Genomic DNA, 12,079 nt, shown 5'->3' on the forward strand with positions numbered 1-12,079 from the left:
GAAACACCCGTTCCCATCCCGAACACGGAAGTTAAGCCCTCCAGCGCCGATGGTAGTTGGGGCCAGCGCCCCTGCAAGAGTAGGTCGCTGCTAGGCAATCTTATTCACCAGGGAGTAGCAACACGCCTAATTCCCTTTTTTCTTTTTGTTTTGCGAGTTTGATCTCAGGACTGCCCGGGAGGCTCAATATGGCCTTAGCAGGGCAGTCCTTTTGTTTTGTATGGCTGTTTTTTTGGCGCCGGCAGTGGCAACGTTGCCGTTCCTTATGGTAAAATTTCAAAAGCGGAAGCAAAGATGATAAAATGGAATAAGGTGGAACACCATGAAGCAGTTTGAACTTACTGTGCATTCTCCGGAAGAGACGAAGGCGGTTGCACGCCGGCTCGGAGAACGGCTTCAGCCGGGGATGGTCATCGCGTTAGAGGGAGATTTAGGTGCGGGAAAAACAACGTTTACGAAAGGGATTGCCGAGGGGCTGGGCATTGTACAAAACGTCAACAGCCCGACCTTCACGATTATCAAGCAGTATGATGGGCGGCTGCCGCTTTATCATATGGATGTGTATCGGCTTGAAGACGAATGGGAGGATCTCGGATTTGATGAATATTTTAACGGTGATGGTGTTGCGGTTGTCGAGTGGGCCCATTTGATTGCGGGGCAGCTGCCTGAGGAGCGGCTGACCGTTTCTTTGTTTCGCCATGGCGGCGATGAACGGAGACTTGTCTTTGAGCCGTCAGGGTGGCGCTATGAACAGCTATGCAAGGAGATTTTTGCGTCATGAAAATATTAGGGATTGATACATCGAATATGCCGCTAGGCATTGCTGTGGCGGATGGGGATGTTATTAAAGGGGAATTCGTTACGAGTGTCAAAAGAGATCATTCTGTCCGGGCGATGCCGGCCATTGAGTCGCTGCTTCGGCAGTGCGGAATGGCGCCCAATGAGCTTGATTTAGTTGTTGTTGCGAAAGGCCCTGGATCTTATACCGGGGTGCGGATCGGTGTCACCATTGCGAAAACGCTCGCTTGGTCGCTCGGCATTCCGATAGCCGGCGTCTCGAGTTTAGAGGTGCTCGCCGCTAATGGCCGGTATTTCCCCGGTTTGCTCGTCCCGCTGTTTGACGCGCGGCGCGGACAAATTTACACCGGGTTGTACCGGTACGAGGACGGCGCGCTCCGATGCCTTGAAGCGGACCGGATTGTGGCGGCGGACGAGTGGGCCGATCATTTACGCAGACGGGGAGAGGATGTATTGTTCATCGGGGCCGATGCGCCGGTATATAGTGAGCTGTTTCGGAGCCGCTTGGGCGGGCGGTTTTTCATGACGCCGCCGCCGTTGACATTGCCGCGGCCAAGTGAGCTCATCATGCTCGGAAAAGAGAAACAACATGAGAATCCGCATACGTTTGTGCCGAATTACATCCGTCTTGCGGAAGCGGAAGCGAAATGGCTTGCGAAACAAAAAGGGGACGGGGACGATGGGGATCGATGTGCAATTCCGGCCGATGACCATTCATGATATCGATGAGGTCGTGCAAGTCGAACAGGCGTCGTTTACCGCGCCGTGGAGCCGGGAATCTTTTTATAATGAACTGATGTACAATCGTTACGCGAAATATATTGTCATGGTGCACCGCGGACGGATCATCGGGTATGCGGGGATGTGGCTCGTGATTGATGAAGCGCATGTGACGAATGTCGCTGTGCTGCCACAGTTTCGCGGACAAAAACTCGGCGAAGCGCTTATGCGCCGCCTTATGGAAACAGCCAAGCAGCATGGGGCGGCGACGATGACGCTGGAAGTGCGCGTCTCGAACCATGTCGCCCAGTCGTTGTACCGAAAGCTTGGGTTTCGCAATGGCGGCATCCGCAAACGGTATTATCCGGACAATTTTGAAGATGCGCTAGTGATGTGGGTGAAACTGACATGAATGAAAACGTGCATGTACTAGGTATTGAAACGAGCTGCGATGAAACAGCGGCGGCCGTGGTGAAAAACGGAAAAGAGATTTTATCGAATGTTGTGGCGTCGCAAATGGAAAGCCATCGGCGGTTTGGCGGTGTTGTGCCGGAAATTGCCTCGCGCCATCATGTCGAACAAATTACACTCGTCATGGAGGAAGCGATGCGGCAGGCTGGCGTATCGTTTTCCGATCTTGATGCCATTGCGGTGACGGCCGGACCGGGGTTGGTTGGGGCGCTCCTTGTCGGGGTGAACGCCGCAAAGGCGCTCGCGTTTGCCCACGGGTTGCCGCTCATCGGGGTGCATCATATTGCTGGTCATATTTACGCCAACCAGCTCGTGGCGGAGATGAAATTTCCGCTGTTGGCGCTTGTCGTTTCCGGCGGGCATACGGAGCTTGTTTACATGGAAGGCCACGGGGCGTTTCAAGTCATTGGCGAGACGCGCGACGACGCTGCTGGTGAGGCGTATGACAAGGTGGCGCGGGCTTTAGGCCTTCCGTACCCAGGAGGACCGCACATCGACCGGTTGGCTCATGAGGGCGAGCCCGTGATTGATTTGCCGCGAGCGTGGCTTGAGGAAGGTTCGTATGATTTCAGCTTCAGCGGCTTAAAATCAGCGGTTCTCAATGCGCTCCACAACGCGAAGCAGCGCGGCGAGGAGATCGATCCGAGACAGATGGCCGCGAGCTTTCAGGCCAGCGTCGTCGATGTGCTGGTGACGAAAACGGTGCAGGCCGCCAAAGAATACGGCGTACGACAAGTGCTGCTCGCCGGTGGGGTGGCGGCCAACCGCGGGCTTCGGGCTGCACTGCAGGAGAAAATGAAAGAGCTTCCCGATGTGGAGCTTGTCATCCCACCGTTATCGCTATGCACTGATAATGCGGCGATGATTGCCGTTGCGGGAACTGTGTTATATCAACAAGGAAAGCGGGCTGATTTGGCGCTCAACGCCAATCCAAGCTTGCCGCTTGTCTAGAAGGTCGGTGATTTAGTACAAAATACTGCTAGCTCCACTTGTTTCTCAATTAGAGAAAAACTGTGGAATCAGCCTTCTTTTTTGGCGAAATGCCGTTGATTTGCTCGTGACAGCAGTTTGTCACCGGCCTTCTAGGAGGTTGGGGATTTCATGAAAAACTGGCCCAAAACGCACTTTTCTCAAGTTAAAAATCCTTTTAAAGAGCGGATCGCTTAGGGCAGGCGGTCTGCTCTTTTTTGTTTGGCAAGCGGAACGGCTGTCGGGTGGGGACTTGTTGTGCATAGTTTTATCCATAGGTTGTGGACAATGTGGAAAAGTAACAAAAACATGATAACGGCGAGGAGTGCAATACACAATCATTTTTTCATAGAGGAAAGGGATTGGTTGTGGATAATGTGGAAAAGTCGGTGAATAACTTCTGTTTTGCACAGAAAAGTGTGGATTTCTTTGTGGATAATGTGATTAACACAAAAACGGGGCTGACCTAAAAGGTCGCCTGCCTTCAAGATAGGCGCACGTCTAGTGCGGCAGAAACAGCAAGCATATATATGCAACGAAAGAGGGTGTTCCAATCCTTTGGGGACACCCTCTTGTCAGTCATCGTCCTTCACCTAAGAAGCAGCTTTCATGAACAAGGCAAAAGGCTGCTAAATGAGTTTGGCCTGTGATCGGCCTGGCGCGGTGATGATGCGCACGAGCAGTGCACATGAAGCCGCTAGATGCCCGTGTTGGCGTTCCCTGGCAGCGGATTGGCTCAAAACGAGGCGTAGAGCTGTTCCCACTCGGCCAATAACGTTTCAAGCTGCTGTTTCCGCTTTTCGTTTTCTTGCGTGAGCTGCTGCACGGTTTCATAATCGCCGTATACAGACGGGTCGCACAGCTGCTGCTCGGTTTCAGCGATTTGTGCTTCCAGTGCGGCGATCTCGGCTTCGATCTCTTCCAGACGGCGCTGCCGTTGGCGCTGTCGTCTTTTTTCCTCTTTTTCTTGCTCGTATGTGGATTTGGCTGTTTCGCCGCTGTCCGGTGATGCGGGCGGGTGGGAGTCCAGGCGCGCCAATTCGCGCATTTCTTCTTTTTTCGCCACGTAATAGTCATAGTCTCCTAAATATTCGACAAGCCCATCGCCCGAGAGTTCAAACAGCTTTGTCGCGATGCGATTAATGAAATAGCGGTCGTGGGAGACGAACAAGATCGTTCCCGGATAGTCGACAAGCGCCTGCTCGAGCATCTCTTTGCTGTCAAGGTCGAGATGGTTGGTCGGTTCATCCAACAAGAGAACGTTGGCTTTTTGAAGCATGAGTTTGGCGAGCGCCAGGCGTGCTTTCTCTCCGCCGCTTAAGGCGGAAACCGGTTTTAAGACGTCGTCGCCGGAAAACAAAAAGTTGCCGAGCACGGTGCGAATTTCTTTTTCGGTTTTGTCCGGGTAGGCGTCCCACAACTCGTCGAGCACTCGTTTGTTTGTCGACAGTTCCGCCTGGTTTTGGTCGTAATAGCCGATTTTCACATTTGCACCGTACCGGAGCTTTCCGGATTGAACTGGGAGCTTTCCGGCGATCGTCTTCAACAATGTCGACTTGCCGATGCCGTTTGGTCCGACCAAGGCGACACTCTCCCCCCGTGTGATGCGAAAGCTGATTTGGCGGATGACCGGTGCGCCTTCGCGATAGCCGGCGGTCAATTGCTCTGCGGTGAGCACCTCATGGCCGCTCGGCCGCTCAATCGCAAAAGAAAAAGAAGCTGATTTTTCATCTCCGGCCGGGCGTTCAAGCCGCTCCATTTTTTCGAGCTGCTTTCGCCGGCTTTGCGCCCGTTTCGTTGTCGAGGCGCGGGCGATGTTGCGCCGGATGAAGTCTTCGAGGCGGGCGATTTCCTCCTGTTGCTTTTCGTATCGTTTTAGCTCTTGTTCGTATTGCTCAGCCCGAAGCTCCAAATAGCGGCTGTAATTGCCGCTATACCGCTTAAGCGTCGCGTTGGACAGCTCGTACACTTCGGTGACGACTTTGTCCAAAAAGTAGCGGTCATGGGAAACGAGCAGAACGGCGCCGGGGTATGCCTGTAAATATTGCTCGAGCCATGTGAGCGTATCGAGGTCCAAATGGTTCGTCGGCTCGTCTAAAATGAGCAAGTCCGGCTTGGCCAACAGCAGTTTTCCAAGGGCGAGCCGCGTCCGCTGTCCGCCGCTTAGCGAGGAAACGGGCGTTGTTTGGTAATCGTATGACGAAAATTGCAGCCCGTGCAAAACAGAGCGGATGTCGGCTTCATACTGATAGCCCCCTTGTTCTTTGTATTGCTCTTGCAAGTTGTCATACGCTTGAAGCGTTTTTTCGTAGCGGGACGGATCGGCGAGCAGATCCGGGTCGCCAAGCTGGGCGCCGAGCTCTGCCAGCTGCGCTTCGATCGCCCGGAGCGGCGCGAATACGTCCAGCATCTCGTCCCAAATGGAGCGTGACGAGTCGAGCCCGCTGTTTTGCGCCAAATAGCCGATTTTGATATGGCTTGGCTTGATGATTTCACCGCTGTCGGAAGAAAGTTCGCCGGCGATGATCTTCAGCAGCGTCGATTTGCCTGCGCCGTTGCGGCCGACAAGAGCAATGCGGGCGCGGGACTGTATTTCTAGTTTTATATTCGATAAAATAAGGTCAGCGCCAAAATATTTCGTGAGTCCATTCACTTGCAAAATGATCATGTCCGTCACCTCGCGAATAGTTTAACGCAAGTCGCGAAAACGGTCAAAGACAGATAACGAAAAATGGTGTATAGTGATAAATGGAGGAGATTGTCTTGTCATCGTTTACGCATTTCAATGAACAAGGCCGGGCGAAAATGGTCGACATTACACACAAGGAAGATACGGTCAGGATAGCGGTGGCGAGAACGAGCGTCACCGTCAATGAAGAGATTTACGAAAAGATGACGAACAATGCCATTGAGAAAGGTGATGTGCTGGCGGTAGCCCAGGTGGCCGGGGTCATGGCGGCGAAAAAAACGGCCGATCTCATTCCGATGTGCCATCCGCTTATGTTAAAAGGCGTCGATATTGCCTTTGCTTGGGAAAAAGAGGCGGAAGCGTATAAACTTGTGATTACCGTGACGGTCAAAACGAAAGGGAGCACAGGAGTGGAGATGGAAGCGCTGACGGCGGCTTCGGTATGCGCATTGACTGTGTACGACATGTGCAAATCGCTCGATAAAGGAATGACGATCGGTCCAACGTATTTGGTCGAAAAAACGGGCGGGAAGTCCGGCCATTATCGACGGAAAACCGATTAGCTGGGGGATGAAACGATGAGCAACGAACAACCGAAAATCCCGCAGGCGACTGCCAAGCGTCTGCCGTTATACTATCGGTTTTTGAAAAATTTACATGCCTCAGGGAAGCAGCGCGTGTCCTCCGCCGAGCTGAGCGAGGCGGTGAAAGTCGATCCGGCGACAATTCGCCGCGACTTTTCGTATTTTGGCGCGCTCGGCAAAAAAGGATACGGGTATAATGTCAATTATTTGTTGTCGTTTTTCCGCCAGACGCTTGAAGAGGACGAAGTGACCGAAGTCGCCTTGTTTGGCGTCGGCAATTTAGGCACCGCCTTTTTAAACTACAACTTTTCGAAAAATAACAACACGAAAATTGTCATGGCGTTTGATGTCGATGAACGGAAGGTCGGAACGACAGTCGGCGGGGTGCCGGTCTATCATCTCGATGAGCTGGAGGAGCGGCTTCGCGGCGACATTCCGGTCGCGATTTTAACCGTGCCGGCCGCCGCGGCTCAAGCGCTGACCGACCGCCTTGTCGCGCAAGGAATTAAAGGCATTTTAAACTTTACTCCGGCGCGGTTGAACGTGCCGAACCATATTCGCGTCCATCATATCGATTTAGCCATTGAGCTGCAGTCGCTCGTCTATTTTTTGAAAAACTATCCATCGCCATCGTAAAAAGGAGAGAACAACACATGAAATATTTGTTGCTCGTTCTTGTCATTTTGTTGCTGTTTGGCACGAAAAAGCTGCCGGAGTTGGGGCGGTCGTTCGGCCAGTCGCTTCGCGAGTTTAAAGACGCCACAAAAGGGCTCGCTGATGACGAAGAAACGAAAACCGACCGATGACAAGGCAGGATGGGGAAACGATGAATGACAAAGAAATGTCCGTGTATGAACACCTCGGAGAGCTGCGGAAACGGCTGATCATCGTGCTTCTCTTTTTCGTTGCGGCGCTTGTAGCCAGCTTCTTTTTTGTCGACGACGTCATTGTGTATTTGCAGCACACTGCGGAAGCGAAACAGCTGACGATGAACGCGTTCCGCCTCACCGATCCGATTAAAGTGTATTTTCAGTTTGCCTTTGTCATTGCCGCTGTACTGACCGCTCCGGTGCTGCTCTATCAAATTTGGGCGTTCGTCAGTCCGGGGCTGTATAAAAAAGAGCGGAAAGCAACGCTCAGCTACATTCCAGCATCGATCATTCTATTTTTAGCCGGGGTTGGTTTTGCGTATTTCGTCTTGTTTCCATTTGTCGTCCGGTTTATGAATCAGCTGGCGGAACGGCTCGGCATTCAACAGATGATCGGCATTAACGAATATTTTCAGTTTTTGCTGCAGCTCGTGCTGCCGTTTGGCATCGTGTTTCAGCTGCCGATTGTTGTCCTGTTTTTCACCCGCTTAGGGCTTATTACGCCGCAGCTTCTTGTTCGCATCCGCAAGTATGCGTATTTGGCGCTGCTTATTTTAGCGGCCGCCATTACGCCGCCGGATGTGTTGTCGCAAGTGATCGTCATGATTCCACTGACGCTTTTGTATGAGGGGAGCATCTGGGTTGCCAAAATCGGCTATCGAAAGGCACAATTAGCAGCGGAGGAAGGAAGCGGCGATCCATATTGAGGGCAGCATCAAGAGGACGGTTCATACGGCGCCAGGCAAAAACCCTCCCCCAATGGGGAGGGTTTTATTGTCTCGGTGTGAAGAACAGGCGAAAGGCGGTGCCGAAATCAAAAGCGGCCAGCGCCGCCAACGCGATGGTTGAGACGTTCCAAATCGTTTCATGAACGCTTTCGATCGCCAAATACGTAAACAGGAAGCCCAAGATGAAATACGGAACAGAAAACAGCCGCGGATGGCGCGTCATAGCCAAATCCTCCAAATGGCCAGCGGCAGTTCCGCTTGGCGCATCATGTTTTCCAATTCATCAGCCAACAAAATTTGAACGGCAACAACAAACGTGTTCATTGCTACATGGGCGAACATCGGCACGAAAATGCGTCCGGTTTTGGCGTATAAAAAGGCGAACACCATCCCCATGGATGTGTACAAAAGCAAATGCTCCGGCTCCATGTGGGCGAGAGCGAACAGAAGCGAGCTGGCCAGCGCTGCCAACCAAAAGTTGTATTTTTCATAAAGCGAGCCAAAAATGATTTTGCGGAAGATGAGTTCCTCCAAAACCGGGCCGATGACCGACGTGACGACGACGAGCAATGGCGTCAGGCGGATGATGTCGATGATTTGCCTTGTGTTTTCCGAGCCCGGCTCAATGCCCAATAGACGCCATTCGATGTTGGCGGCAACGCTTTGCGCGGCAAGCGCCAAAAAGACGCCCGAGATCGCCCACATCCATGACGAGGCGAGCGGCAGCCGCCGCATTGTCCGTTCATCGCGGTCGCCGCGCAGCAGCCATAAAATGATGGCAAAAGCCAATAAAAAGCTGATGACCGCCCAATAGCCGGAGGCAATTTTCGCTGCTTCGAGACGTGTTTGCGCGCCTTGGCCGACGCCGAGGGCGCGAAGGAGCGGCACACCGACAAAGGAGGACAGCTGCATGGCGATATAGGTGATGATGACATACCAGTAACGGCGCTTCAAATCGTTTTACCCCTTTATTTCAAATATATCCGTATTGTAGCACATGTTCGGCGAAAATAGTAAGAAAACTGCATCCTCGCATCCCACCTGACCGCCGTAAAAAAAAATTAACCGGAGCCGTTTATCAGTCCGAGGAATGTGAAATAATGAAAACGGGCTCCGCGCGGATGGGGAGTAGAGGCAAAACAACCGGCTCCTTTTGCTCTTTCTTCTTTAGGAGAGAAAAACAGTTATTTTTTTGCATTTCCTACTTGCAAAACGGAGAAGAGTTCATTAATATTATAAGTGTGTTAGCACTCAATAATGATGAGTGCTAATAAGAACGGCGAAAACTATCGTTAAGGAGGTTGTTTCCCGTGTTGAAGCCATTAGGCGATCGCATTGTCATTGAAGTCGTGGAAACTGAAGAAAAAACGGCTAGCGGCATCGTGCTGCCGGATACGGCGAAAGAAAAGCCGCAAGAAGGTCGCGTTGTCGCTGTCGGTGCAGGCCGCGTGCTTGACAACGGCCAACGCGTTGCGCCGGAAGTTGAAGTCGGCGACCGCATCATTTTCTCGAAATACGCCGGCACGGAAGTAAAGTACGACGGAAAAGAATACTTAATTTTGCGCGAAAGCGACGTTTTGGCTGTCATCCGCTAATATATTGCGTTCACCACATAAACATTCCGGAAAACTGACATATCCTTAACTTTATGACACGAATACTTACCTTTTTCACGGCATGCAGTGAAACAAATTCATAAGGAGGTAACGGGGTATGGCAAAGGAAATTAAGTTCAGCGAAGAAGCGCGCCGTGCGATGTTGCGCGGGGTGGACAAACTCGCAGACGCAGTGAAAGTCACATTAGGTCCGAAAGGCCGCAACGTCGTATTGGAGAAAAAATTCGGTTCTCCGCTCATCACGAACGACGGGGTAACGATTGCGAAAGAAATCGAACTCGAAGACCCGTTTGAAAACATGGGCGCGAAACTGGTCGCTGAAGTCGCCAGCAAAACGAACGACATCGCTGGGGACGGGACGACAACGGCTACCGTATTGGCTCAAGCGATGATCCGTGAAGGATTGAAAAACGTGGCAGCTGGCGCCAATCCGATGGGCATCCGCCGCGGGATTGAAAAAGCGGTAGCGGTAGCGGTTGAAGAATTAAAAGCCATCTCCAAACCGATCAAAGGAAAAGAATCGATCGCCCAAGTGGCTGCGATCTCGGCTGCTGACGAAGAAGTCGGCCAATTGATCGCTGAAGCGATGGAACGCGTCGGCAATGACGGCGTCATCACGCTTGAAGAATCGAAAGGCTTCACGACGGAACTCGACGTTGTCGAAGGGATGCAATTCGACCGCGGTTACGTTTCGCCGTACATGATTACAGATACGGAAAAAATGGAAGCTGTTCTCGAAAATCCGTACATCTTGATTACGGACAAAAAAGTATCGAGCATCCAAGAGCTGTTACCGGTTCTTGAGCAAGTCGTGCAACAAGGCCGTCCGCTCTTGATCATTGCGGAAGATGTCGAAGGCGAAGCACTCGCAACGCTTGTTGTCAACAAGCTGCGCGGCACGTTCAATGCGGTAGCTGTCAAAGCGCCTGGCTTTGGCGATCGCCGCAAAGCGATGCTCGAAGACATCGCGATTTTGACAGGCGGCGAAGTCATCTCCGAAGAGCTTGGCCGTGAACTGAAATCGACCACGATCGCTTCGCTCGGCCGTGCGTCGAAAGTGGTTGTTACGAAAGAAACGACGACGATCGTCGAAGGCGCTGGCGATTCGGACCGCATCAAAGCGCGCATCAACCAAATCCGTGCGCAGCTTGAAGAAACGACGTCCGAATTCGACCGCGAAAAACTGCAAGAACGCTTGGCGAAACTCGCTGGCGGCGTAGCGGTCATCAAAGTTGGCGCAGCGACAGAAACGGAATTGAAAGAACGCAAACTGCGCATTGAAGATGCGCTCAACTCGACTCGTGCTGCGGTTGAAGAAGGCATTGTCGCTGGCGGTGGCACGGCGTTGATGAACGTCTACAGCAAAGTTGCGGCCATCGAAGCGGAAGGCGATGAAGCAACGGGTGTGAAAATCGTCTTGCGCGCGATCGAAGAACCGGTTCGTCAAATCGCGCAAAACGCTGGTCTGGAAGGCTCGATCATCGTTGAGCGCCTGAAAAACGAAAAACCGGGCATTGGCTTCAACGCGGCAACAGGCGAATGGGTCGACATGATCGAAGCTGGTATCGTTGACCCGACGAAAGTCACTCGCTCGGCGCTGCAAAACGCTGCCTCTGTCGCCGCCATGGTCTTGACGACAGAAGCGGTCGTTGCCGACAAACCGGAAGAAAACAAAGGCGGCAATCCGGGCATGCCGGATATGGGTGGCATGATGTAATCATCGCCTCCAATCCTTTGGAACACTGGGGTTCTCCCCGGTGTTCTTTTTGTTTTGACCACATTTTGACCACGAAAATCACAAATTTTTGATGAAGTTGCTCATAAGCTCGCTAAATTTCTGCGAAGCTCTTTCTTCCAAATCTTTTGTTAGATGCGCATAAATGTTCATGGTTGTTTCGATATCTGCATGGCCGAGGCGCTGCTGGATTTCTTTGATTCCCACTCCTGCTTCAATAAGTAAACTATATACATGCAACATAAAGAGTTAACTTCTCATCCTGCACACCCTAAGCGTTGCAGCACTTCCTCCGGACGTTCGTGGATGTAGTGGACAAACCGAGCAATGGCCTGGACGATATCGTTTCGATTTTTGTGAAACACATTGGCGATCACGGTGTCTTTCAGCCATTTCCACAAGCGTTCGATCGGGTTCAGTTGCGGAGAATACGGAGGAAGGTAAATAAAGTGAAAACACTGTCCTTCTTCCCGCAAAAACGCATGGTGAATGCGGGCGTTATCCAACACCAAAACCATGAGACGGTCTAAATAGCGCTGTTTGAGCATTCTCAAGAAATCCAAGAACGTCGCGGCATTGGCAGCGGTCGTTTGATGAAGCACCGTTTCRCCATCRTGGAYGTTGACCGCGCCAAACAGCGATACGTGGGCATGATGGCCAAACGTCGGCACTTGTTTTTGGCGGCCGACTTCCGACCATGTGGACCGCAAGACATGGTAAGAGCGGATATGGGTTTCATCGATGTACAGAAGAACAGCATCTTCTGTCTCCTTGGTGATCAAGTTTTTTTTATCAGATCCATTTGTTTTTCAAATTGCTTTTGCTCATCCGGATTTCCTTTCGCCAGTGTGTACGTCGGTCGTGTCCACGACAGCCCTTTGCGGTGCAGGAGTTTTCGCA

The 12,079-nt window shown here is 52.0% G+C and carries 15 protein-coding genes, 1 rRNA gene and 1 pseudogene; 11 read left to right on the top strand and 6 right to left on the bottom strand.

Annotated features, from left to right (window positions below):
* The 5 genes from rrf to tsaD form a co-directional block, all read left to right on the top strand.
* Positions 1–96, top strand: a 5S ribosomal RNA gene (rrf, locus tag CV945_RS15210); the annotation flags it as partial.
* Between the two features lie 226 nt (positions 97–322).
* Positions 323–781 carry a tRNA (adenosine(37)-N6)-threonylcarbamoyltransferase complex ATPase subunit type 1 TsaE gene (gene tsaE, locus CV945_RS15215; RefSeq protein WP_033010045.1) on the top strand — a complete coding sequence of 153 codons (459 nt, stop codon included), beginning with the start codon at positions 323–325 and terminating at the stop codon, positions 779–781.
* On the top strand, positions 778–1,518 hold the full coding sequence (gene tsaB, locus CV945_RS15220; RefSeq protein ID WP_055357895.1) for a tRNA (adenosine(37)-N6)-threonylcarbamoyltransferase complex dimerization subunit type 1 TsaB: 741 nt from the start codon (positions 778–780) through the stop codon (positions 1,516–1,518). Before tsaE ends, tsaB begins: the two co-directional genes overlap by 4 nt.
* Positions 1,478–1,930 carry a ribosomal protein S18-alanine N-acetyltransferase gene (gene rimI, locus CV945_RS15225; protein ID WP_033010040.1) on the top strand — a complete coding sequence of 151 codons (453 nt, stop codon included), beginning with the start codon at positions 1,478–1,480 and terminating at the stop codon, positions 1,928–1,930. The genes tsaB and rimI overlap by 41 nt, the downstream gene beginning before the upstream one ends.
* Positions 1,927–2,940 (top strand): tRNA (adenosine(37)-N6)-threonylcarbamoyltransferase complex transferase subunit TsaD, encoded by a 1,014-nt coding sequence (tsaD, locus tag CV945_RS15230; RefSeq protein ID WP_044744206.1) that lies wholly within the window; start codon positions 1,927–1,929, stop codon positions 2,938–2,940. Before rimI ends, tsaD begins: the two co-directional genes overlap by 4 nt.
* Positions 2,941–3,694: 754 nt before the next feature.
* Here tsaD and abc-f read toward each other — a convergent pair.
* Positions 3,695–5,626: a ribosomal protection-like ABC-F family protein gene (abc-f, locus tag CV945_RS15240; RefSeq protein WP_033016753.1), complete on the bottom strand. Its 1,932-nt coding sequence runs from the start codon at positions 5,624–5,626 to the stop codon at positions 3,695–3,697.
* A 95-nt stretch (positions 5,627–5,721) separates the two neighbouring features.
* Here abc-f and moaC point away from each other — a divergent pair, with 95 nt between their 5' ends.
* The 4 genes from moaC to tatC are packed head-to-tail and all read left to right on the top strand — an operon-like array spanning position 5,722 to position 7,807.
* Positions 5,722–6,210 (top strand): cyclic pyranopterin monophosphate synthase MoaC, encoded by a 489-nt coding sequence (gene moaC, locus CV945_RS15245; RefSeq protein WP_100660101.1) that lies wholly within the window; start codon positions 5,722–5,724, stop codon positions 6,208–6,210.
* Positions 6,211–6,225: 15 nt separating this feature from the next.
* Complete coding sequence (locus CV945_RS15250; RefSeq protein ID WP_033010037.1) at positions 6,226–6,867, top strand: redox-sensing transcriptional repressor Rex; 642 nt, start codon at positions 6,226–6,228, stop codon at positions 6,865–6,867.
* Between the two features lie 17 nt (positions 6,868–6,884).
* Complete coding sequence (gene tatA, locus CV945_RS15255) at positions 6,885–7,037, top strand: twin-arginine translocase TatA/TatE family subunit (protein WP_031406010.1); 153 nt, start codon at positions 6,885–6,887, stop codon at positions 7,035–7,037.
* 20 nt (positions 7,038–7,057) lie between these two features.
* Positions 7,058–7,807: a twin-arginine translocase subunit TatC gene (gene tatC, locus CV945_RS15260; protein WP_100660102.1), complete on the top strand. Its 750-nt coding sequence runs from the start codon at positions 7,058–7,060 to the stop codon at positions 7,805–7,807.
* 64 nt (positions 7,808–7,871) lie between these two features.
* Here the strand turns inward: tatC and CV945_RS15265 are convergent, their stop codons facing one another.
* Both CV945_RS15265 and CV945_RS15270 read right to left on the bottom strand, forming a co-directional pair.
* Positions 7,872–8,051 (bottom strand): YdiK family protein, encoded by a 180-nt coding sequence (locus CV945_RS15265; RefSeq protein WP_033010036.1) that lies wholly within the window; start codon positions 8,049–8,051, stop codon positions 7,872–7,874.
* Complete coding sequence (locus CV945_RS15270; RefSeq protein WP_100660100.1) at positions 8,048–8,782, bottom strand: CPBP family intramembrane glutamic endopeptidase; 735 nt, start codon at positions 8,780–8,782, stop codon at positions 8,048–8,050. The genes CV945_RS15265 and CV945_RS15270 overlap by 4 nt, the downstream gene beginning before the upstream one ends.
* 356 nt (positions 8,783–9,138) lie before the next feature.
* On the opposite strand from CV945_RS15270, the gene groES reads away from it, so the two are divergent.
* Positions 9,139–9,423 carry a co-chaperone GroES gene (gene groES / locus CV945_RS15275; protein WP_033010033.1) on the top strand — a complete coding sequence of 95 codons (285 nt, stop codon included), beginning with the start codon at positions 9,139–9,141 and terminating at the stop codon, positions 9,421–9,423.
* A 118-nt stretch (positions 9,424–9,541) separates the two neighbouring features.
* Positions 9,542–11,161, top strand: a complete 1,620-nt coding sequence (gene groL, locus CV945_RS15280; protein ID WP_047817702.1) for a chaperonin GroEL — start codon at positions 9,542–9,544, stop codon at positions 11,159–11,161.
* Between the two features lie 78 nt (positions 11,162–11,239).
* Here the strand turns inward: groL and CV945_RS15285 are convergent.
* The 3 genes and pseudogenes from CV945_RS15285 to CV945_RS17350 all read right to left on the bottom strand — a co-directional run.
* Positions 11,240–11,407: pseudogene (locus CV945_RS15285) on the bottom strand (tyrosine-type recombinase/integrase); the annotation flags it as partial.
* Positions 11,408–11,436: 29 nt separating this feature from the next.
* Complete coding sequence (locus tag CV945_RS15290; RefSeq protein ID WP_232722230.1) at positions 11,437–11,961, bottom strand: IS630 family transposase; 525 nt, start codon at positions 11,959–11,961, stop codon at positions 11,437–11,439.
* The gene (locus CV945_RS17350) at positions 11,958–12,068 is read right to left on the bottom strand and encodes a winged helix-turn-helix domain-containing protein (protein WP_369827759.1); all 111 of its coding nucleotides are present in this window, start codon (positions 12,066–12,068) and stop codon (positions 11,958–11,960) included. Before CV945_RS17350 ends, CV945_RS15290 begins: the two co-directional genes overlap by 4 nt.
* Positions 12,069–12,079 lie beyond the last annotated feature (11 nt).

The organism is Geobacillus sp. Manikaran-105, from assembly GCF_002809955.1.
GTDB classification, from domain to species: domain Bacteria; phylum Bacillota; class Bacilli; order Bacillales; family Anoxybacillaceae; genus Geobacillus; species Geobacillus thermophilus.

Coding starts and splice junctions, on each gene's coding strand:
- tsaE (WP_033010045.1), top strand. CDS start 323: ATGAAGCAGTTTGAACTTACTGTGCATTCTCCGGAAGAGACGAAGGCG.
- tsaB (WP_055357895.1), top strand. CDS start 778: ATGAAAATATTAGGGATTGATACATCGAATATGCCGCTAGGCATTGCT.
- rimI (WP_033010040.1), top strand. CDS start 1,478: ATGGGGATCGATGTGCAATTCCGGCCGATGACCATTCATGATATCGAT.
- tsaD (WP_044744206.1), top strand. CDS start 1,927: ATGAATGAAAACGTGCATGTACTAGGTATTGAAACGAGCTGCGATGAA.
- abc-f (WP_033016753.1), bottom strand. CDS start 5,626: ATGATCATTTTGCAAGTGAATGGACTCACGAAATATTTTGGCGCTGAC.
- CV945_RS15250 (WP_033010037.1), top strand. CDS start 6,226: ATGAGCAACGAACAACCGAAAATCCCGCAGGCGACTGCCAAGCGTCTG.
- tatA (WP_031406010.1), top strand. CDS start 6,885: ATGAAATATTTGTTGCTCGTTCTTGTCATTTTGTTGCTGTTTGGCACG.
- tatC (WP_100660102.1), top strand. CDS start 7,058: ATGAATGACAAAGAAATGTCCGTGTATGAACACCTCGGAGAGCTGCGG.
- CV945_RS15265 (WP_033010036.1), bottom strand. CDS start 8,051: ATGACGCGCCATCCGCGGCTGTTTTCTGTTCCGTATTTCATCTTGGGC.
- groL (WP_047817702.1), top strand. CDS start 9,542: ATGGCAAAGGAAATTAAGTTCAGCGAAGAAGCGCGCCGTGCGATGTTG.